Below are 19,632 nucleotides of genomic sequence, written 5' to 3'. Positions count from 1 at the left end.
TCGAAAGAGCGGGCGCAGCGCCGCTGTGCCGCATTGCAGGTGTGTGCGAGGGAACAACCATGACACAACAACATTCATCGCGCTCCAAGCCGCTGCAGACCCTGCTGGGTCTCGGCATCGTGGTGCTTGCTGGGGGCTTGGCCTGGGGCGCCAGCTCGGTCAGCTCGGAAGCTGGCTACGGGGGCGTTGGCCCCAACTTCTTGCCATGGGTGGTTTCGGCCGCCTTGCTGGTGTGTGGGGTGTTGTGCGTTGCCCATGCGCTGACCGGCGGTTTTCGCGAACTGGAAGAGGGCTCGGGTGACGAGCGGGCGCACTGGAAGGGCTTCATCTGGGTGTCCGCCGGGCTGCTGCTCAACGCCATGCTCATCACCACCCTGGGCTTCATCCTGAGCTGCGCGTTGTGCTTCGTGCTGTCGGTGCGGGGTTTCAAAAGCTCCGAAGGTGAACTGGACTTGCGCCTGCAGGCCTGGATCAAGGATTCCGCCATTGGCATCGCGGTAGCGGCGCCGGTGTACTGGATGTTTACGCAACTGCTGGCCATCAACCTGCCCGGCCTCACCAACACGGGGTGGCTGTAAAGCCAGCACGCCATGGATACGCTCAATCTTCTGATGCAGGGGTTCATCACCGCTGCCACTCCTATCAACTTGATGTGGGCCTTTGTGGGCTGCATCATCGGCACCGCTGTGGGCGTGTTGCCGGGCATCGGCCCCGCCGTGGCCGTGGCCATGCTGCTGCCCATCACCGTCAAGGTTGAGGCCACGGCCTCCATGATCTTCTTTGGCGGCATTTATTACGGCGCCATGTACGGTGGCTCCACCACGTCCATCCTGCTGAACACGCCCGGTGAGGCGGGCTCCATGGTCACGGCCATGGAGGGCAACAAGATGGCCAAGAGCGGGCGCGCTGGCGCTGCGCTGGCCACAGCGGCGATTGGCTCATTTGTGGCAGGCACGATTGCGACGGTGCTGGTCACGTTCTTTGCGCCGCTGGTGGCTGAATATGCTGTGCGCCTGGGTCCCCCTGAATATTTCATGCTGATGGTGCTGGCTTTCACCACCGTGAGTGCGGTGCTGGGCAAGAGCACGCTGCGTGGCATGGTGGCGTTGTTCGTCGGGCTGGCGATGGGCTTGATCGGCATCGACCAGATCACCGGCCAGGCTCGCTACACCGGTGGCGTGCCCGAGCTGATGGACGGCATCGAAGTGGTGTTGATTGCGGTGGGCCTGTTCGCCGTGGGCGAGGCGCTGTACAACGTGATGTACGAAGGCCGGGTGGACGAAACCCAGAACCGCCTGACCAGCACGCACATGACCAAGGAAGAGTGGAAGCGCTCCTGGCCCGCCTGGATTCGCGCCACCTTCATCGGCTTTCCGTTTGGCACGGTGCCTGCGGGTGGCAGCGAGATTCCGACCTTCCTGAGCTACGCGGCTGAAAAGAAGCTGAGCAAGCACAAGGAAGAATTTGGCACCACCGGCGCCATTGAGGGCGTGGCCGGCCCCGAGGCGGCCAACAACGCAGCCATCACGGCCACGCTGATTCCGCTGCTCACGCTGGGCATTCCCACGTCGAACACCACGGCCATTTTGCTGGGTGCCTTCCAGAACTACGGCATCCAGCCTGGCCCGCAACTCTTTGACACCAACGGTGCGATGGTGTGGGCGCTGATCGCGTCGATGTACATCGGCAACGTGATGCTGCTGATCCTGAACCTGCCGCTGGTGGGCCTGTGGGTCAAGTTGCTGAACATTCCCAAGTCGTACCTGTACGCCGGCATTCTGGTGTTCTCCACGCTGGGCGTGTATGGCATGCGCCAAAGCGCGTTCGATCTGGTGCTGCTGTACGCGATTGGCCTCTTGGGCGTGGTCATGCGGCGTTTTGACTTCCCGGCAGCCCCGGTCGTGGTGGGCATGATCCTGGGCCCCTTGGCCGAGGCGCAGATGCGCAACGCCGTGGCGATTGGCGAAGGCAAGTGGACGATCTTCCTGGAGCGCCCAGGCTCGCTCACCCTGATCGTGATCGTGCTGTGCGTGCTGATCATTCCGCGCCTGCTGCGCCGCTGGGCTGCCAAGAAACTGCGGGCGATAGAGGCCGGCGCTGGCTGACAAGGCAAAGCGATAACCCCAAGGGTGTGCAGAGTGATCTGCGCACCCTTTTTTTCTGGGGTTCTGGAAAAAGAGGAAGGGGGAGCGCGCGCTGCGCCAGGCGGCATGGGGGTGGAGCGTGGGTGCTGCGGGGTGGGAGGAGAACCGTGCCACCCACCCCCTGCACACCGGCTTCGCAAGCAGACATCAGGGGGTGGTCCCCCGATGTCCTCCCACCAGGTACTTGCTTTTGCAGCTGCCCATTGTACCATAGAATGAGAATAATTCTTATTTGTATGGGTGGCGCATGCACACACTGTCGCAAGAGTTTCTGGCCCTGTGCCGCCAGTTGGGCGAGGCGCAAACACGCTGCAGCGAGGTGGTGGCCGCGCAGGCTGCCGAGCTGGAATGGTTGCAGCGCGAAGTGGTGCGCTTGCGCGCAGCGGTGATCGTGCGCGATACGCAACTGGAGCAGGCCCGCGCTGCCCTGGAAGATGCCCGCCAGGCCCAGCCGCCTGGGTTGCCACGGCGCAAGGAGATGGCCCGCCACATTCACATGCTGGCAGAGCGTGTGGCCAGCCTCTCGCGCGAATGCCTGCGCTGGCGGCTGCAGGTCACCGTGCAGGAGGTTTCTGAGCCTGCCGTGCTATCGCAGGATGAGGCAGTTGCGCCCGCCGCGCACCCCATACCCGCACACCAGCCACCCCACGCACTGGACGAAAGCCTGGCTGCGGCCGACCTGGTGATCTGCCAGACCGGCTGCATCAGCCACGACGACTACTGGCGCGTGCAAGACCATTGCCGCCGCACAGGCAAGCCCTGCATTCTGGTGGACCAGGCGGCATTGCCTTGTGCAGCGCAGGGCACTGGCCAGCCCGTGGTGGTGCTGCGCCTGGCGGGGGGTGGGCGTTCAGCGCTGCCCCACGCCATGCTGCATGCAGTGCAGGATTGATAGGCAAAATAGCCTCTGGCGCTTTTGCAATCAGCGCGGGCAGCTATTCTTTTGATAGTGTTTGACCTAGCCTTGGGCAAGCTGGGGCACCCTTGGGCTGGCGGCGGCCATCGCAGGTGCACGCCTCATGCCAACGGAAGCATCACGCTACCATCGCACCCATGCCCGCGCTTCCCGACGACACCCCCGCACTGCCGCTCGATGCCCAGAGCATTCTGGAGCTGGCGGCGCGCTCCATGTTCCAGCTGTTTTCCAGCGTCAGCCAGGGCATGTTCCTGGTCGATCGCACCTGCCGCATCGTGTGGGTGAACGAGGGCTACCAGCGCTTCCTGCCCGACCTGGGCTTTTCGTCCCTGGACCAGTTCCTGGGCCGCACGGTGGAAGAGGTCATCCCCAACACCCAGATGCGCCGCGTGCTGGAAACGGGCCAGCCCGTGCTGATTGATTTGCTCACTAACAAGGCGGGCACCTTTGTGGTCAGCCGCATTCCGCTGCGTGATGAGGCAGACCGCGTGATTGGCGCCATCGGCATCGTGCTGTTTGACCACCCCGAGACCACGCTGCAACCCCTCATCAGCAAGTTTGCGCTGCTGCAGCGCGACCTGGACGATGCCCGGCGCGAGCTGGCCAGCCAGCGCCGCCGCACGCTGGCCGTGGCGGGGGATGGAGAGCGCCGCGCCAAATACACCTTTGCCAGCTTCATCGGCTCCAGCCCCGCAGCGGCCGAGGTCAAGCGCCAGGCGCGGCGTGCCGCACAATCACAAAGCCCGGTGCTGCTGCTGGGCGAGACGGGCACGGGCAAGGAGCTGCTGGCCCATGCCATCCATTCCGCGTCCAGCCGCGCCAGCGGCCCCTTTGTCAGCGTGAATATTGCCGCCGTGCCCGACACGCTGCTCGAAGCCGAATTCTTCGGCGTGGCCCCCGGGGCCTATACCGGTGCCGACCGCAAGGGGCGCGATGGCAAGTTCAAGCTGGCCGATGGCGGCACGCTGTTCCTCGATGAAATCGGCGACATGCCCCAAAGTCTGCAGGCCAAGCTGCTGCGGGCGCTGCAAGAGGGCGAGATCGAGCCGTTGGGCAGCAACAAGCTGGTGCCTTTTGATGTGCGCATCATCGCCGCCACTTCGCGCGATCTGGGTGTGCTGGTGCGCGAGGGCAAGTTCCGCGAAGACCTGTTCTACCGCCTGCATGTGCTGCCCGTGCGCGTGCCGCCGCTGCGGGTGCGGCGCAGCGATATCCCCGCGCTGGTCGAATCCCTCGGCGAAGACCTGGCCCTGCGCAATGGCACCGCGCCGCCCGAACTGGCCCCCGACGCCCTGGCCCTGTTGGCCGGCCAGCCCTGGCGCGGCAACATCCGCGAGCTGCGCAACGTGCTGGAACAGGCCGTGATGCGCAGCGACGCCAGCACCATCGACGCCGAACAACTGGCCCGCGTGCTGCGCGAAGCCGGGGTGGAGCCCGCAGCCCCCGCGCCGGTGATGGACCACCCCGCGCCCGATGCCGACAGCGAAGCCAGTTACCTGCGGCCCCTGGCCGAGCAGGTGGCCGAGCTGGAGCGCAAAGCCATCGCCGCCGCCCTCAAGGCCCATGGCGGCAACAAGCTGGCCACGGCGCGGCAGCTGGGTATCTCGCGCGCCACCTTGTACGAACGTCTGGAAAACCCTGATTGGAAATCAGCCATTTGACTGAATTTCAGACAGATCAATTGTCTGAAATTCAGGCATTCTGAGCGCGAGGCAGGCGCTTTGGCCTGCGCGGGGTGATTCAAATCAAGCACTTAGCGTGGCTGCATGGTGTGTTGGGCTGCTGGCATGGACTGTGCACTGGTGGCTTGCACAACCACAGGAGACATTCGCCATGCAACGCCGCACCCTGGTCACCGCCACCGCCTTTGCTGCCACCGCACTCGCCGCCATCGCGGTCCCTTCGTGGGCCCAGTCGGGCGAAATCCGCATTGCCCACGTTTACAGCAAAACCGGCGCGCTGGAGGCCTACGGCAAGCAGACGCAGATTGGCCTGATGATGGGCCTGGAGTACGCCACGGGCGGCACCATGCAGGTGGCGGGCAAGAAGCTGGTGGTGATCGAGAAAGACGACCAGGGCAAGCCTGACCTGGGCAAGAGCCTGCTGGCCTCGGCCTATTCCGACGACAAGGCTGACATTGCCGTGGGCCCCACCTCCAGCGGCGTGGCGATGGCGCTGCTGCCCGTGGCCGAGGAATACAAAAAGATCTTGCTGGTGGAGCCCGCCGTGGCCGACGCCATCACTGGCGACAAGTGGAACAAGTACATCTTCCGCACCGGCCGCAACAGCAGCCAGGACGCCATCAGCAACGCCGTGGCGGTGGACAAGGCGGGCACCACCATCGTCACCCTGGCGCAAGACTATGCCTTTGGCCGCGACGGCGTAAAAGCCTTCAAGGAAGCCATCAAGAACGCCAAGCTGGTGCACGAAGAGTACCTGCCGCAAAACACCACCGACTTCACCGCAGGCATCCAGCGCGTGGTCGACAAGCTCAAGGACCAGCCCGGCCGCAAGGTGGTGATGGTGATCTGGGCTGGTGGCACGCCGCCCTACGCCGCGCTAGCTGCACAAGAGCTGTCCAAGCGCTTCGGCATTGACGTGGCCTCGGGCGGCAACATCCTTTCCGCCATGGCCAGCTACAAGGCCTTCCCGGGCATGGAAGGGGCCACGTACTACTACTTCGGAATTCCCAAGAACCCCGTGAACGAAGCGCTGGTGGCGATGCACTACAAGCAGTTCAAGGCCCCGCCAGACTTCTTCACCGCCGGGGGCTTCACCTCGGCCATGGCGCTGGTCACCGCCCTCAAGGCCACCAATGGCGAGACCAGTACCAACAAGCTCATCCGAACCATGGAAGGCATGAGCTTTGACACACCCAAGGGCAAGATGACCTTCCGCAAGGAAGACCACCAGGCCCTGCAGAGCATGTACCACTTCAAGATCAAGGTGGACCCGGCCTTTGCCTGGGGCGTGCCCGAGCTGGTGCGCGAGATCAAGCCCGAAGAGATGAACGTTCCGATCCGGAACAAGAGGTGAGCATCCCCCTGAGCGGCTTTGCCGCTTCCCCCTTCTCTCGTTTCGCTGCGCGAAGCGGGAAGGGGGACGCCACCAGCGCGGCGGGGCGGTGCGGCCGGCTCAGGCCCTTGCGCGGTGGCCGCTGACATCTGCCGTGCTTAGTGCAGTCATCGTGCTCGATTGCTGCGAATTTGATAGCTGCTTGCGCTTGATGGATAAGCCCTAGAGGCTGTTTTGACCTTGATCTTTGTGCTGGCCTGCCGTTTGCCTCCACACCACCTGCTGCCCCCATGCTTGCAACCCACAACCTGACCATCCGCTTTGGCGGCCATGTGGCGGTCAATGGTGTGACCTGTGCCTTTGCGCCGGGCACGCTCACCGCCATCGTGGGCCCCAATGGCGCGGGTAAGACGACGTACTTCAACCTCATCTCGGGCCAGCTCAAGGCCAGTGCGGGCAGCGTGCAGCTGGGCGGGCAAGACCTGACGGCGCTCAGCCCCTCGGCCCGCACCCGTGCGGGGCTGGGTCGGGCGTTTCAACTCACCAACCTGTTCCCCAACCTGAGCGTGCTGGAGAACGTGCGCCTGGCCGTGCAGGCCACGCAGGGCGGGGCGCACCGCCGGGGGCTCAACCTGTGGAGCATCTGGAGCGACCACCGCCACCTCACCGAGCGGGCCGAATCCATCCTGCGCAGCGTGGCCCTGTTCGAGCGGCGCGATACGCCCGTGGCTAGCCTGCCGCATGGCGACCAGCGCAAGCTGGAAGTGGCCTTGCTCATGGCGCTGGAGCCACAGGTCTACATGTTTGACGAACCCACCGCGGGCATGAGCCACGACGAGGCCCCGGTGATCCTGAACCTGATCCGCGAACTGAAGAAGGACAAGACCAAGATCATCCTGCTGGTGGAGCACAAGATGGACGTGGTGCGCGAGCTGGCCGACCGCATCATCGTGCTGACCAATGGCACGCTGGTGGCCGATGGTGCACCGGCCGAAGTGATTGCATCGCCCGTGGTGCAGGAGGCGTACCTGGGCATCAGCAAGGATGCCGACAAGGACGCAGAGAAGGAGGCCGCATGAGCAGCACCGCCAACCTTCTGGAGCTCAAGGGCGTGCACACGCACATCGGCGCGTACCACATCCTGCACGGCGTGAACCTCGCCATCCCCAAAGGCCAGCTCACCATGCTGCTGGGCCGCAACGGCGCAGGCAAGACGACCACGCTGCGCACCATCATGGGCCTGTGGCAGGCCTCGCAGGGCAGCATCCACTTCAACGGGCGCGACATCACACGCCTGCACACACCGCAGATTGCGGGGCTCAACATTGCCTACGTGCCGGAAAACATGGGCATCTTTGCCGACCTGACGGTGAAGGAAAACCTGCTGCTGGCCGCACGCAAGGCCAGCAATGCAGCGCAGATGGATGCCGCGCGGCTGCAATGGATCTTCCGCCTGTTCCCGGCCGTGGAGAAGTTCTGGAACCACCCCGCAGGCAAGCTCAGCGGCGGTCAAAAGCAGATGGTGGCCGTGGCCCGCGTCATCATCGAGCCGCGCGATCTGCTCATCGTGGACGAGCCCAGCAAAGGCCTGGCCCCTGCCATCATCAACAACATGATCGAGGCCTTCGACCAGCTCAAGAAGAGCGGCGTGACCATTCTGCTGGTCGAGCAGAACATCCACTTTGCCAAACGCCTGGGCGACAACGTCGCCGTAATGGACAACGGCCGCGTGGTGCACGCGGGCAGCATGGCCGCGCTGGCAGCGGACGAGGCATTGCAGCAGTCGCTGCTGGGGCTGTCGCTATGAATATCAAACCAAATCGACCTCTAGCGCTTATCCATCAAGCGCAACCAGCTATCAAAAAAATAGCGAGTCAAAACCAAACCGGAGGCCACGCATGACTGCCAGCGATTTCGACTGGAAGCCCCTGGCGCTGGTGCCGCTGCTCGCGCTCGTCACGCTGCCGCTGGTGGGCTCGCCCAGCACCTGGCTCACGCTCACGGTGGCGGGGCTGGCCATGGGCATGATCATCTTCATCATCGCCTCGGGCCTCACGCTGGTGTTCGGGCTGATGGACGTGCTCAACTTTGGCCACGGCGTGTTCATTGCGCTGGGCGCCTTTGTGGCCACCAGCGTGCTGGGCGCGATGGGCGACTGGACGGGCTCGGCCGAGCTGTGGCGCAACATGGTGGCCGTGCTGCCCGCCATGCTGGTGGCCATGGCGGTGGCAGGCGCGCTGGGCCTGGCGTTTGAGCGCTTCATCGTGCGGCCCGTGTATGGTCAGCACCTCAAGCAGATCCTCATCACCATGGGCGGCATGATCATTGGTGAAGAACTCATCAAGGTCATCTGGGGCCCGCAGCAAATCCCGCTGCCGCTGCCCGAAGGCATGCGTGGCTCGCTGCTGCTGGGCGATGCCGCCATCGAAAAGTACCGCCTCGTGGCCGTGGCTGTGGGCCTGGTGGTCTTTGGCGTGCTGGCGTGGACGCTTTCGCGCACCAAGGTCGGCCTGCTCATCCGCGCCGGTGTGCAAGACCGCGAGATGGTTGAAAGCCTGGGCTACCGCATCCGCCGCCTGTTTGTGGCCGTGTTTGTGGTGGGCTCGGCCCTGGCGGGGCTGGGCGGCGTGATGTGGGGCCTGTACCAGCAAAACGTGGTGCCGCAGATGGGCGCACAGGTCAATGTGCTGATCTTCATCGTCATCATCATCGGCGGCCTGGGCAGCACGGGCGGGGCGCTGATTGGCGCGCTGCTGGTGGGCCTCATGGCCAACTACACCGGCTTTCTGGCCCCCAAGGTGGCGCTGTTTTCCAACATCGCGCTCATGGTCGCCATCCTGCTGTGGCGCCCGCAGGGCGTCTATCCAGTCACTAACCGTTGAGGAGGAGCGCAACCATGTTGAACCGACTTCTCTCTGGCGACTCCCCCCGCAGCAAGGTGCTGGCGGCCATCTTGCTGGCCGTGCTGCTGGGCCTGGCGTTGGCACCGTTTCTGTTTCCGGGCGTCAAGGCGTTGAACGTGGCGGCCAAGGTGCTGGTGTTTGTGGTGCTGGTGGCCAGCTTTGACTTGCTGCTGGGCTACACCGGCATCGTCAGCTTTGCGCACACCATGTTCTTTGGCATTGGGGCCTATGGCATTGCCGTGGCCACCACGCGCATGGGGCCGACGTGGTCGGCCCTGCTGGTGGGCGTGGGGGGGGCGCTGCTGTTGTCGCTGCTCCTGTCGCTGGCGGTGGGGCTGTTCTCACTGCGGGTGCGGGCCATCTTTTTCGCCATGATCACGCTGGCCGTGGCCGCGGCGTTCCAGACGCTGGCCTCGCAACTTTCAGAGATCACCGGCGGTGAGGATGGCCTCACCTTCAAGGTGCCCGAGGTGCTGTCCCCGAGCTTCGAGCCGTTTGACGATCCGTTTCTGGGTGTGACGGTGGATGGACGGCTGATCTGCTATTACCTGCTGTTCGTCACGGCGGTGGTGCTAGTGCTGGCGCTGCTGCGCATCGTCAATTCGCCCTTCGGCCGCGTGCTGCAGGCCATCCGCGAAAACGAGTTCCGCGCCGAAGCCATTGGCTACCGCGTGGTGGTGTACCGCACCACGTCCAGCGTGCTGTCTGCCCTGTTTGCCACGCTGGCGGGCTGCATGCTGGCGCTCTGGCTGCGCTACAACGGGCCAGACACCTCGCTCAGTTTTGAAATCATGATGGACTGCCTGCTCATCGTCGTTATCGGCGGCATGGGCACCCTCTACGGCTCTGTCATCGGTGCCGTGCTCTTCCTGGTGGCGCAAAGCTACCTGCAGGATTTGCTGCGCTTGGCCAGCGAGGCCGCCAGCGGCTTGCCCTGGCTGGCGGCGCTGCTCTCGCCCGACCGCTGGCTGCTGTGGCTGGGCGTCTTGTTTGTTTTGTCGGTGTACTACTTTCCCACAGGCGTCGTCGGGCGTCTGCGATCCCTGCGTGCTGCACGCTGAGCACGCTCCTTTGTGTCAGTAGAAAAATGAGGAGACAACATGATGAGAGCGAATCTGCAAAAACACCGCGTCGCCCAGTGGGCGCTGACGGCACTGGCGGGCGCGGTGCTGACCGCGTGTGGCGGCTCTGACGCCCCCACGAATGACCTGCCCGCAGGCATCACGCAAGTCAGCAGCACGGTGTACCCCGCCACCGCTGCAGGCAAGGGCGACACCGCTGCCACGCAAGACTTGCTGACGGGCGGCATCGGCAAAACCGGCCTGGGCCTGGCCACCGCGCCCGCCTATGCCGACCCTGCCAACCCCACGGCGGCCGAGCTGCGCCGCAACGCGTTGTATTCCAACTACCGCGGCATTCTGGACGGCACCACTGCTGGCGGCTACGGCAGCCTGTATGGCCCCAATGTGACGGCCACGGGCACCGTGACCAGCAGCGAGGGCCTGATTCCTGGCCGTGAATATGTGGCCGTGCTCGACGACGGCTCGGGCCGCAAGCGCACCGTGATTGCCGTGCAGGTGCCCGACAGCTTCAACCCTGCCAACCCGTGCGTGGTGCTGGGCGCTTCGTCCGGTTCGCGCGGTGTGTATGGCGCCATCGGCACCGCAGGCGAGTGGGGCTTGAAGAAGGGCTGCGCCGTGGCACTGACCGATGCGGGCAAGGGCGTGGGCATTCACGACCTGACCGATGACACCGTGCACAAGGTCGATGGCACCCGCGCCACCCGCACGGCGGCGGGCTCGCTGTCGTTCTTTGCCGCCAACATCACCGATGCTGCACGCGCAGCCTACAACGCTCTGTTCCCGAACCGCCTGGCCATCAAGCATGTGCACTCGCAAATGAACCCCGAGAAGGACTGGGGCAGCGACACGCTGGCGGCGGGTCGCTATGCCATGTACGTGCTCAATGAGCGCTACGGCACCGACGCCAACCGCGTGCCGTTCACGACCGACAACACCATCGTGATTGCGGGCTCCGCATCCAACGGCGGCGCGGCTTCGCTGCGCGCGGCCGAGCAGGACACCAGCGGCCTGATCGACGGGGTGGTGGCCTCCGAACCTGTGACCGAAATGCCCACGGCCACCGGCTACGGCATCCAGTTTGGCGGCGCTGCCGTGGCGGGCTATGGCAAGACCCTGGCCGACTTCACCACCTTCGGCAACATCTACCAGCCCTGCGCAGCCCTGGCGCCCGGCGCGGCGTCGACGGAAACCTCCATCTTCAACTACATCGGCCTGGTGGGCATGACTGCCCGCGCCACGGCGCGCTGCGACAGTCTGGCCGCCAAGGGCCTGGTCAGTGGTGCCGACACCGCCGCCCGTGCGCAAGACGCCTTGAACAAGCTGCGCGCCTTCGGCTGGACGCCTGAGACGGACCAGATGCACAACGCCCACTATGCGCTGGGCAACGGCCCCATCCTGTCGGCCATGTACCCCGTGAGCTACGGCCGCTTTGCGGTGGACGCCAACGTGTGCAACACCAGCTTTGCTTCGGTGAATGCCACGGGGGTTCCCGTCGCTGCGAGCCCTGCAGCCCTGGCGCAGAGCTTTGCCACGGCCAACGGCACTTCCAATGGCACGCCGGTGTCGGTGGTCTACAACGACTCGGTGGGCGGCGCGAAGTCGTGGCAGTTTGCGGTGTCGCCCTCCACCGGCGTGGCTGACTTTGGCCTGGACAACGCCCTGTGCCAGCGCGCGCTGGTGACGGGCGTGGACTCGGTGACCGGCGCTGCGCTCACGGCCAGCAGCACCCCCACCAAGGCGCAGAGCGACGCCGTGCGTGCCGGCATTGCCGAAGTGGTGCTCAACGGCAACCTGCGTGGCAAGCCCACCATCATCGTCAGCGGCCGCAGTGATGCGCTGGTGCCGGTGAACAACAACTCGCGTGCTTACACGGCCTACAACCGCGTGGTCGAAGGTGCGTCCACCAAGCTGCGCTACATCGAGGTGACCAACGGCCAGCATTTCGACACCTTCCTGCCCTTCAGCGGGTTTGATACGCGCTTTGTGCCGCTGCATCCGTACTTCAACCAGGCGATGGACGCGATGTACGCCCACTTGAAGTCGGGCAGCGCGCTGCCCCCCAGCCAGGTGGTGCGTACTACACCGCGTGGTGGCGTGCCGGGCGCGGCTCCCGCCATCACGGCAGCCAACGTGCCGCCCTTTGTGGCAGCACCTGCTGCAGGTGACCAGATCGGCTTTGTGGGCACATCCGTCAGCGTGCCTAACTGATCCGAGCGCGCGGTGCCGGGCTCTGTTGAGGGGCCTGGCCCGCAATGTTTTGCCAACCCATGCTCCACACCATGTCTCCATCGTCACGCTACATCCGCTGTGCGGGTTACGAAATCCACGTCACCGAGTGGGGCGCGGCGGATGCCCCCGTGGTCGTGGCATGGCATGGCCTGGCGCGCACCGGGCGCGACATGGACGAGCTGGCCCGCCACCTGGCGCCTCGCTACCGGGTTATCTGCCCCGACACCCTGGGGCGGGGCCTGAGCCAGTGGGCGGCCCGGCCGGCCGAGGAATACTGCCTTGCGTTTTATGCGCGCCTGGCGGCAGACCTGTTCGACGAACTTGACATTGAAACGGCCCAGTGGGTGGGCACCAGCATGGGCGGTGCCATTGGCACCGTGTGTGCGGCTGGCACGTATGAACCGCGCCTGCAGGGCCGCATCACCCGCCTGCTGCTCAACGACAATGCGCCCGAACTGGCGTCTGCCGCCCTGCAGCGCATCCGGGCGTACGCGGGCCAGCCGCCAGCGTTTGACACCGTGCTGGAACTGGAAACGTTTTTCCGGCAGGTCTACCAGCCCTATGGCTGGCTGAGCGATGCGCAGTGGCGGCACCTTACCGAAACCTCCACCCGGCGCCTGCCTGACGGGCGGGTCACGCCGCACTACGACCCGGCCATGGTGCAGCAGTTCACCCACCATGAAAACGATTACCTGATGTGGGATCACTATGACCGGCTGCACATCCCTGTGCTGTGCCTGCGCGGGGTGGATTCCGACCTGGTCTTGCCCGCCACGATTGCCGAGATGCAGCGCCGGGGCCCCGGCCAGCGGGGCCTGCTGCAGGTGGTGGAAGTGCCCGGCTGCGGCCACGCACCGGCGCTGAATGTGCCCGCGCACTACGCGCTGGTGGATGGCTTCTTGGCCGCTGGCTGAAGCGCGCGCCGCGCAGTGGGGGCGTTGCTCAGTCCTTGCGCGGCCCAATGCCACAGCCCAGCGCCTGGCTCAATTGTTCGGCCGGAATGGCCCAGTCGGCATCGGCAGCAATCGCCTCGCGCAAAAACTTGGCCTGCGCAGGCGTCCATATCGCAACGTCTGGCAGCGTGAAGTTCACCGCGGTGGTGCGGTGGGTGGCGATGAAGGTGGTCATCGACTCTTCGTCTGAAGGCAGGCCCAGCTGCTCAAACAGGTCGGACATGGTGTGAATCCCGAGTTCCATGGTGCTCCTCAATAGCTCAGCGATAACAACGCGGGCCGCAAAGCCTGCGTCTGGTGGCTGCAGCGCCCCCCTGGGGGCTCTTGTGCAGTGCTTTATTGCAGCACTGCCGTCGCGCGCACCGTGTAGGACACCCGCGCACGTGGAAGGAGGGCGCCTGCGGCAGTACCAGTGGAGTGCTCAGGAGTGGAAGAGGCGGTTTGCCGCTGCAAATGGAGCCGCCAGTAAAAAGGGCCGAGGTATTGGCCCGGCCCTTGAAAGGGAGATGAGGGAGATCGGGCCCTCACAGGCCCAGTTGCTGCAGCGCGGCCTGCAGCCCGGTGAGCCCACCCACGCGCTGGTCGTTGATGAACACCTGCGGCATCTGCCGCACGGCGGGGCCGCACTTGGCGTAGAAGGCCAGGCGTTCGGCTTCATCGTCGATCTTGATTTCTTCGTAGGGCAGTGAGCGCGCCTTCAGCAGGCTCTTGGCCGATTCGCACTGGGGGCAGGCGGACTTGGAATAAACGGTGATCTTGAGGGTCATGGGTGCCAAGTTTAAGCGGCGGCGCGGGCAGGTGCTGGCGGGGCTGCTGATGGCCTGCGCAGGCGGGCAGAGGGGCGCAGCGTGCAGCTTCGTGGTGCCTGCTTTGTTTGGTATACCATTCGGTTCGTTTTGTGACTGATTGGTTTTTATGCCTCCACCCACCCCCATGCTTCGCCGTGCAGTGCTGCTCGCCTCCCTGGGCGCGGCAGCCGTTTTGGCGGGCTGCGCTTCCATGCAGCCGCCCCAGGGTATAGCGGCTGTTTCGCCGTTCGACCTGGCTCGCTACGAGGGCCGCTGGTACGAATTGGCGCGGCTAGACCATTCGTTTGAACGCGGCATGATGGACGTGAGTGCCACCTACCAGCGCCAGAGCGACGGCAGTGTGCGGGTGGTGAACCGGGGTTTTGACGTGGCCAAGAACCAATGGCGCCAGGCCGTGGGCAAGGCCCTGTTCACGGGCGACGCCAACACCGCTTCGCTCAAGGTGTCATTCTTCGGCCCGTTCTACGGTGGCTACCACGTGGCGGCGCTGGATGCGGACTACCAGTGGGCCTTGGTGGTGGGGCCAGACCGCGGTTACTTCTGGGTTCTGTCGCGCACCAAGCAACTCGCGCCCGCACTGCGTGAGCAGATCGTCGCCCGTGCCAAGGCCTTGGGCATCGACACCCAGGCGCTGATCTGGGTGACCCACGAGCGCACGGACCCGCAGCCATGACCACCACTGCGCAAGCGTTGCCCGTCGCCATCATTGGCGCGGGTTTGGCGGGCTTGTCATGTGCCCAAGCCCTGGTTCAGGCCGGGCACCAGGTGCATGTGTTTGACAAAAGCCGGGGCCCCTCTGGCCGCATGAGCACGCGCCGCGCCGACGACCCCGCAGGCCCCTGGCAGTGCGACCACGGCGCGCAGTACTTCACGGCACGCGATGCCACCTTTCGCGCCGAAGTAGCCCGCTGGCAGCAGGCCGGCGTGGCCGCGCTATGGGACGCACGCCTCGCCAGCTTTGACGGCAGCACCTGGTCCACGCCCGAGACGCCGCTGGAACGTTTTGTCGGCGCACCCCGCATGACATCCCCCGCCGCCTGGCTGGTGCAGGGCTTGCAGCAGGCGGGCGAATGTACCCAAACCCAGTGGCAAACCACGGTGCAGTGGCTGGATCGGCAGGTAGACGGCTGGGCCCTTACCTCGGCAGAGCATGGCTTGCACGCCCAGCGTTACAGCGCGGTGCTGTTGGCCGTGCCAGCCCCCCAAGCCGTGCCATTGCTGCAGCCCGTGGCAGCGGCGGGCGCTGCGGTGGCCGCCAGTGCCCGCATGCGCGGCAGCTGGGCCGTGATGGTGCGCTGCCCCGCGCCCGTGCCGCTGCCGTGGGATGGCGCCTTCATCAACGACGGGCCGTTGCGCTGGGTAGCCCGCGACAGCAGCAAGCCGGGCCGCACCGTGCCCCCCGGCACGGAAACCTGGCTGCTGCATGCGAGCCCCGAGTGGAGCGAAGCCCATATCGAAGACAGCGCCGACACTGTGACCGCCACCTTGCTCGCCGCGTTTGCCGCGCTGGGCGGCCCGGCCGCACACCTCGTGCAGGCCACGGCCCATCGCTGGCGCTATGCCGACACCGAACCTGCACTCACCCAAGGCTACTGGTGGGACGCCACCATGCGCGTGGGCATGTGCGGTGACTGGCTCAACGGCGGCAAGGTGGAAGGCGCGTGGCTCAGCGGCCAATCGCTGGCGCATCAATTGCAGCAGGCCCGCTGAACCAAAGGGCCCGCCATGCGCATGCGCAAAAAACAAGACCTGCCGCAGAAAACCTGCCTGCGCTGTGGCCTGCCTTTCACGTGGCGCAAGAAGTGGGAAAAGGTGTGGGACGAGGTGAAGTACTGCTCCGACCGCTGCCGCAGCGAACGCAAGCGCACTGGCAACGCCGTAGGGGAGGGAGCCGCATGAGCACCGTGCTGTTCTGGTTCCGCAACGACCTGCGCCTGCACGACCAACCCGCGCTGTGCGCAGCGCTCACCAGCGGTGCTACCCACCTGCTGCCCGTGGTGTGCCTGCCCGCGCCCGATGAACGCACGTCCTGGGGCTTTGCCCGTGTGGGCGCACACCGCCGGGCCTTCACCGCCGCAGCGCTGCGTGGGTTGCAAGGGCAGATGAAAGCGTTGGGCAACCCGCTGCTCATCTGCCAGGCCCCGCCCGCCACCGCCTTGCCGCAACTGGCCCAGGCCGTGGGTGCCACCACTGTGGTGTGTGAAGACATTGCCGCCCCCTACGAGCAGGCCGAGGTGGCCGCACTGCGCGCTGCGGGCCTGCAAGTGCGCACGGTGTGGCACAGCAGCCTGCTGCCTCCGGTGAGTATGCCGTGGCCGGTAGACCAGCTGCCCGGCGTGTTCACCACCTTCCGCCAGAAGGTGGAGCGTGCAGGCATCACCCCCGCCGCGCCATTGCCCGTGCCCACGAAGCTGTTGCCGCCACCCGAGGTACCCGCGCCTGTGTTGCAAGCCGTGGGTGCAGAGCAGGGCGCTGCCAGCATCCAGCAACCCACACCGCCCCAGGGCAGCGATGGCCGCTCGTCCTTCCCCTACGGAACGACCGCGTGTGATGGCAGCGAGACTGCCGCGTTGGCCCACCTGGCCCAGTACCTTGCCCGCAAGCTGCCCCACAGCTACAAGGACACGCGCAACGGGCTCACGGGGCTGGATTACTCCAGCAAGTTCTCGCCCTGGCTGGCCACGGGGGCACTCTCGCCGCGCCAGATTGATGCTGAGCTGAAAGATTTCGAGCGCGACCACGGCGCGAACGACGGCACCTACTGGCTCTGGTTTGAGCTGCTGTGGCGCGACTACTTTCGGCTGCTGCACCTGCAATATGGCGCAGCGCTGTACCGGGCGCGGGGGCTGTCAGAACTGCCGCCTGCTCCGCACAACCCGCGCGGTTTTGATCGCTGGTGCCGGGGCGATACCGGCCAGCCCCTGGTCGATGCCGCCATGCGCGAGCTGGCCGCTACCGGCTACCTCAGCAACCGCCTGCGCCAGGTGGTGGCCAGCTACCTCATCTACGACCTACGGGGCGACTGGCGTGCGGGCGCGGCATGGTTTGAATCGCAACTGGTGGACTACGACGTGTACAGCAACCAGGCCAACTGGCTCTACATCGCCGGGCGCGGCACCGACCCGCGCGGAGGCCGCCGCTTCAACCCCATCAAGCAGGCGCAAGACCACGATGCCGACGGCAGCTACCGCCGACTGTGGGGCACGGCATGACCACGCAGCAATCCTCCACCCCACAGCGTGCCCACACGCTGCGCCTGCTGCTGGGCGACCAGCTCAACCCTGAGCACTCATGGTTCGCCACGCACGACGAATGCGTGGTCTACGTGCTGATGGAAGTGCGGCAAGAAACGGACTATGTGCTGCACCACGCGCAAAAAATCCTCGCCATCTTTGCCGCCATGCGCGACCTGGCCCGCCACTTGCGCGAAGCCGGGCACCGCGTGCGCTACGTGGCGATTGACGACCCCAGCAACCGCCAGTCGATGCCTGACAACCTGGCCGCCCTCATGGCCCACTACGGCGCGCACACGCTGCAATACCAGCACCCCGACGAATGGCGGCTGGACGAGCAACTGCGCACCTGGGGTGCAGAGCAAGCCTTTGCCGTGCAGGCCGTCAGCAGCGGGCACTTCTACACCACCCGCACCGAAATGGCCGAGGTGTTCAAAGGCCGCAAGCAGTGGCTCATGGAGCACTTTTACCGCCGCATGCGCCAGCGCCACAGCGTGTTGATCGATGAGGCAGGCGAGCCCGAAGGCGGCCAGTGGAACTACGGCCACGACAACCGCAAGCCCTGGCCCGGCACCCCCGCACTGCCGCCCGACGCCCGCCCCACGCACGACCACAGCGCCCTGTGGGCCACCCTCCAGGCCGCAGGCGTGCAAAGCTTTGGCAACCCGCAGGCCCACGCACTGCGCTGGCCGCTGAACCGGGCCGAGGCGCTGGCGTGGCTGGAACACTTCATCGCCACCACGCTGCCCGACTTTGGTGCTTACGAAGACGCCATGAGCACCAAGAGCGCGCGGCTCTTTCACTCCCTTCTGTCCTTCGCGCTCAACACCAAAATGCTGCGCCCGCACGAGGTGGTGCAGCGCGCCCAGGCTGCGTACCACGCGGGCACCGCGCCCCTGCCTGCGGTGGAGGGCTTTATCCGCCAGATATTGGGTTGGCGCGAATACGTGCGCAGCATCTATTGGGCCCACATGCCTGGCTACGACGAGCGCAACGCCCTGGGCCACAGCACGCCACTGCCAGCGTGGTTCTGGACGGGCAAGACCCAGATGCGCTGCATGCAGCACGCCGTGGGCCAGTCGCTGGAGCATGCGTATGCCCACCATATCCAGCGCCTCATGGTCATCGGCAACTTTGCATTGCTGGCGGGGCTCGACCCTGCTGCCGTGCACCGCTGGTACCTGGGTGTGTACATCGACGCCTTTGAATGGGTGGAAGTGCCCAACACCTTGGGCATGAGCCAGTTTGCCGACGGCGGCCTGCTGGCCACCAAACCCTACGTGAGCAGCGCCGCCTACATCGACCGCATGAGCGACTACTGCAGCGGCTGCCACTACGACAAAAAGCAAAAGGTGGGTGAGCGCGCCTGCCCGTACAACGCGCTGTACTGGGACTTTTTTGCGCGCAACGAAGGCACGCTGGGCAACAACTTCCGCCTCGGCATGGTGTATCGCCAGTTGCAGAAGATGCAGGGCCCGCAACTCGATGCGCTGCGCGAGCATGCGGCCGGCCTGCGTACGCGGCTGGATGCGCTGTAGCCCGTTTGCCTCACCATCTCAAGACCCCTCACCGCAGGACTGCGCCATGTCTCAAGCTCAACCCGCCGCAAGCCCGTTCACCTCTTTGCAGTCATTGCCCGACGGCTACCGCGCCCTCGTCATCGGCGCCACCGGCGCCATCGGCAGCGCCTTCCTTGCCCACCTGCAATCCGACCCACGCTGCGCCCTGGCTGTTGGCCTGGGCCGCCACACTCAACCAGCGGTCGATCTGGACGACGAGGCGACCATCGCCGCCGCCGCGCAGCAACTCAAGGCCCAGGGGCCGTGGCATTGCATCATCCACGCCGCGGGCATGCTGCACGGCCCCCACGGCATGCCTGAAAAGCGCCTGGGCCAGTTGAACTACGCACAGATGGAAGCTACCTTCCGCACCAACACCTTCGGCCCCGCGCTGGTGCTGGCCCATTTCGCACCGCTGCTGCCCAAGCAGGGGCGCGGTCTGCTGGCCGTGCTGTCGGCCAAGGTGGGCAGCATTGGCGACAACCGCCTGGGCGGCTGGTACAGCTACCGCGCCAGCAAGGCCGCGCTCAACATGCTGGTCAAAACGGCGTCCATCGAAGTGGCCCGCACCCACCCGCAGGCCGTGCTGGTGGCGCTGCACCCAGGCACCGTCAACTCGGCGCTGTCGGCTCCGTTCAACGGGGCAGAAATTGGACGACCAGCCGCCGATGCGGCGGGGGGCATGCTGCGGGTGCTCGACGGGCTGCCAGCGGAGCAAACCGGCAGCTTTCACGCCTACAGCGGCGAGCCACTGCCGTGGTGAGTCATGCCGCGGTTTGCTATCTTTTT

The 19,632-nt window shown here is 65.6% G+C and carries 19 protein-coding genes; 17 read left to right on the top strand and 2 right to left on the bottom strand.

The genetic code is table 11. The annotated features are described in order from the left end of the window. Positions 1-59 precede the first annotated feature (59 nt). From BDD18_RS02495 to BDD18_RS02445, 11 genes are all read left to right on the top strand, one after another. The gene (locus tag BDD18_RS02495) at positions 60-578 is read left to right on the top strand and encodes a tripartite tricarboxylate transporter TctB family protein (protein ID WP_066787517.1); all 519 of its coding nucleotides are present in this window, start codon (positions 60-62) and stop codon (positions 576-578) included. A gap of 12 nt (positions 579-590) precedes the next feature. Further along, positions 591-2,105, top strand: a complete 1,515-nt coding sequence (locus tag BDD18_RS02490) for a tripartite tricarboxylate transporter permease (RefSeq protein WP_142081214.1) — start codon at positions 591-593, stop codon at positions 2,103-2,105. 286 nt (positions 2,106-2,391) lie between these two features. Then, entirely contained in the window at positions 2,392-3,036 is a 645-nt protein-coding gene (locus BDD18_RS02485) for a DUF2325 domain-containing protein (RefSeq protein ID WP_142081212.1), read from the top strand. Positions 3,037-3,197: 161 nt separating this feature from the next. After that, positions 3,198-4,721, top strand: coding sequence for a sigma-54 interaction domain-containing protein (locus BDD18_RS02480; RefSeq protein WP_142081210.1), 1,524 nt, complete (start codon positions 3,198-3,200; stop codon positions 4,719-4,721). Positions 4,722-4,893: 172 nt separating this feature from the next. Further along, positions 4,894-6,096 carry a substrate-binding domain-containing protein gene (locus tag BDD18_RS02475; RefSeq protein ID WP_142081208.1) on the top strand — a complete coding sequence of 401 codons (1,203 nt, stop codon included), beginning with the start codon at positions 4,894-4,896 and terminating at the stop codon, positions 6,094-6,096. A gap of 269 nt (positions 6,097-6,365) precedes the next feature. Beyond that, positions 6,366-7,154 carry an ABC transporter ATP-binding protein gene (locus BDD18_RS02470; protein ID WP_142081206.1) on the top strand — a complete coding sequence of 263 codons (789 nt, stop codon included), beginning with the start codon at positions 6,366-6,368 and terminating at the stop codon, positions 7,152-7,154. Next, positions 7,151-7,882, top strand: coding sequence for an ABC transporter ATP-binding protein (locus BDD18_RS02465; protein WP_142081204.1), 732 nt, complete (start codon positions 7,151-7,153; stop codon positions 7,880-7,882). Before BDD18_RS02470 ends, BDD18_RS02465 begins: the two co-directional genes overlap by 4 nt. Positions 7,883-7,973: 91 nt before the next feature. Further along, positions 7,974-8,957 (top strand): branched-chain amino acid ABC transporter permease, encoded by a 984-nt coding sequence (locus tag BDD18_RS02460; RefSeq protein ID WP_066788205.1) that lies wholly within the window; start codon positions 7,974-7,976, stop codon positions 8,955-8,957. Positions 8,958-8,971: 14 nt separating this feature from the next. Then, complete coding sequence (locus tag BDD18_RS02455; RefSeq protein ID WP_142081201.1) at positions 8,972-10,039, top strand: branched-chain amino acid ABC transporter permease; 1,068 nt, start codon at positions 8,972-8,974, stop codon at positions 10,037-10,039. A 42-nt stretch (positions 10,040-10,081) separates the two neighbouring features. Next, the gene (locus tag BDD18_RS02450) at positions 10,082-12,268 is read left to right on the top strand and encodes a 3-hydroxybutyrate oligomer hydrolase family protein (protein WP_142081199.1); all 2,187 of its coding nucleotides are present in this window, start codon (positions 10,082-10,084) and stop codon (positions 12,266-12,268) included. A 71-nt stretch (positions 12,269-12,339) separates the two neighbouring features. Next, positions 12,340-13,203: an alpha/beta fold hydrolase gene (locus BDD18_RS02445; RefSeq protein WP_142081197.1), complete on the top strand. Its 864-nt coding sequence runs from the start codon at positions 12,340-12,342 to the stop codon at positions 13,201-13,203. Between the two features lie 28 nt (positions 13,204-13,231). Here the strand turns inward: BDD18_RS02445 and BDD18_RS02440 are convergent, their stop codons facing one another. Together BDD18_RS02440 and BDD18_RS02435 are read right to left on the bottom strand one after the other, a co-directional pair. Next, the gene (locus BDD18_RS02440) at positions 13,232-13,486 is read right to left on the bottom strand and encodes a DUF2789 family protein (RefSeq protein ID WP_142081195.1); all 255 of its coding nucleotides are present in this window, start codon (positions 13,484-13,486) and stop codon (positions 13,232-13,234) included. Positions 13,487-13,766: 280 nt separating this feature from the next. Next, complete coding sequence (locus tag BDD18_RS02435) at positions 13,767-14,009, bottom strand: glutaredoxin family protein (protein WP_066699259.1); 243 nt, start codon at positions 14,007-14,009, stop codon at positions 13,767-13,769. A gap of 148 nt (positions 14,010-14,157) precedes the next feature. On the opposite strand from BDD18_RS02435, the gene BDD18_RS02430 reads away from it, so the two are divergent. The 6 genes from BDD18_RS02430 to BDD18_RS02405 are packed head-to-tail and all read left to right on the top strand — an operon-like array spanning position 14,158 to position 19,606. After that, positions 14,158-14,724 carry a lipocalin family protein gene (locus tag BDD18_RS02430; RefSeq protein ID WP_142081193.1) on the top strand — a complete coding sequence of 189 codons (567 nt, stop codon included), beginning with the start codon at positions 14,158-14,160 and terminating at the stop codon, positions 14,722-14,724. After that, a complete protein-coding gene (locus BDD18_RS02425; RefSeq protein WP_142081191.1) occupies positions 14,721-15,761 on the top strand; it encodes an NAD(P)/FAD-dependent oxidoreductase in 1,041 nt (346 codons plus the stop codon). Before BDD18_RS02430 ends, BDD18_RS02425 begins: the two co-directional genes overlap by 4 nt. A 15-nt stretch (positions 15,762-15,776) precedes the next feature. Beyond that, positions 15,777-15,950 carry a DUF2256 domain-containing protein gene (locus BDD18_RS22895; RefSeq protein ID WP_142081189.1) on the top strand — a complete coding sequence of 58 codons (174 nt, stop codon included), beginning with the start codon at positions 15,777-15,779 and terminating at the stop codon, positions 15,948-15,950. Then, positions 15,947-17,263 (top strand): DASH family cryptochrome, encoded by a 1,317-nt coding sequence (locus BDD18_RS02415; protein ID WP_142081187.1) that lies wholly within the window; start codon positions 15,947-15,949, stop codon positions 17,261-17,263. The genes BDD18_RS22895 and BDD18_RS02415 overlap by 4 nt, the downstream gene beginning before the upstream one ends. Then, positions 17,260-18,822 carry a cryptochrome/photolyase family protein gene (locus tag BDD18_RS02410; protein ID WP_142081184.1) on the top strand — a complete coding sequence of 521 codons (1,563 nt, stop codon included), beginning with the start codon at positions 17,260-17,262 and terminating at the stop codon, positions 18,820-18,822. The genes BDD18_RS02415 and BDD18_RS02410 overlap by 4 nt, the downstream gene beginning before the upstream one ends. 46 nt (positions 18,823-18,868) lie before the next feature. Continuing rightward, a complete protein-coding gene (locus tag BDD18_RS02405) occupies positions 18,869-19,606 on the top strand; it encodes an SDR family NAD(P)-dependent oxidoreductase (RefSeq protein ID WP_142081182.1) in 738 nt (245 codons plus the stop codon). Positions 19,607-19,632 lie beyond the last annotated feature (26 nt).

Source organism: Acidovorax temperans, assembly GCF_006716905.1.
GTDB classification, from domain to species: domain Bacteria; phylum Pseudomonadota; class Gammaproteobacteria; order Burkholderiales; family Burkholderiaceae_C; genus Acidovorax; species Acidovorax temperans.
The sequence above is the reverse complement of the archived record's forward strand: the minus strand, read 5'-3'. Positions and strand labels throughout refer to the sequence as shown.

Coding starts and splice junctions, on each gene's coding strand:
- BDD18_RS02415 (WP_142081187.1), top strand. CDS start 15,947: ATGAGCACCGTGCTGTTCTGGTTCCGCAACGACCTGCGCCTGCACGAC.
- BDD18_RS02405 (WP_142081182.1), top strand. CDS start 18,869: ATGTCTCAAGCTCAACCCGCCGCAAGCCCGTTCACCTCTTTGCAGTCA.
- BDD18_RS02435 (WP_066699259.1), bottom strand. CDS start 14,009: ATGACCCTCAAGATCACCGTTTATTCCAAGTCCGCCTGCCCCCAGTGC.
- BDD18_RS02445 (WP_142081197.1), top strand. CDS start 12,340: ATGTCTCCATCGTCACGCTACATCCGCTGTGCGGGTTACGAAATCCAC.
- BDD18_RS02480 (WP_142081210.1), top strand. CDS start 3,198: ATGCCCGCGCTTCCCGACGACACCCCCGCACTGCCGCTCGATGCCCAG.
- BDD18_RS02450 (WP_142081199.1), top strand. CDS start 10,082: ATGAGAGCGAATCTGCAAAAACACCGCGTCGCCCAGTGGGCGCTGACG.
- BDD18_RS02475 (WP_142081208.1), top strand. CDS start 4,894: ATGCAACGCCGCACCCTGGTCACCGCCACCGCCTTTGCTGCCACCGCA.
- BDD18_RS02425 (WP_142081191.1), top strand. CDS start 14,721: ATGACCACCACTGCGCAAGCGTTGCCCGTCGCCATCATTGGCGCGGGT.
- BDD18_RS02440 (WP_142081195.1), bottom strand. CDS start 13,486: ATGGAACTCGGGATTCACACCATGTCCGACCTGTTTGAGCAGCTGGGC.
- BDD18_RS02430 (WP_142081193.1), top strand. CDS start 14,158: ATGCCTCCACCCACCCCCATGCTTCGCCGTGCAGTGCTGCTCGCCTCC.
- BDD18_RS22895 (WP_142081189.1), top strand. CDS start 15,777: ATGCGCATGCGCAAAAAACAAGACCTGCCGCAGAAAACCTGCCTGCGC.
- BDD18_RS02495 (WP_066787517.1), top strand. CDS start 60: ATGACACAACAACATTCATCGCGCTCCAAGCCGCTGCAGACCCTGCTG.
- BDD18_RS02470 (WP_142081206.1), top strand. CDS start 6,366: ATGCTTGCAACCCACAACCTGACCATCCGCTTTGGCGGCCATGTGGCG.
- BDD18_RS02465 (WP_142081204.1), top strand. CDS start 7,151: ATGAGCAGCACCGCCAACCTTCTGGAGCTCAAGGGCGTGCACACGCAC.
- BDD18_RS02460 (WP_066788205.1), top strand. CDS start 7,974: ATGACTGCCAGCGATTTCGACTGGAAGCCCCTGGCGCTGGTGCCGCTG.
- BDD18_RS02485 (WP_142081212.1), top strand. CDS start 2,392: ATGCACACACTGTCGCAAGAGTTTCTGGCCCTGTGCCGCCAGTTGGGC.
- BDD18_RS02455 (WP_142081201.1), top strand. CDS start 8,972: ATGTTGAACCGACTTCTCTCTGGCGACTCCCCCCGCAGCAAGGTGCTG.
- BDD18_RS02410 (WP_142081184.1), top strand. CDS start 17,260: ATGACCACGCAGCAATCCTCCACCCCACAGCGTGCCCACACGCTGCGC.
- BDD18_RS02490 (WP_142081214.1), top strand. CDS start 591: ATGGATACGCTCAATCTTCTGATGCAGGGGTTCATCACCGCTGCCACT.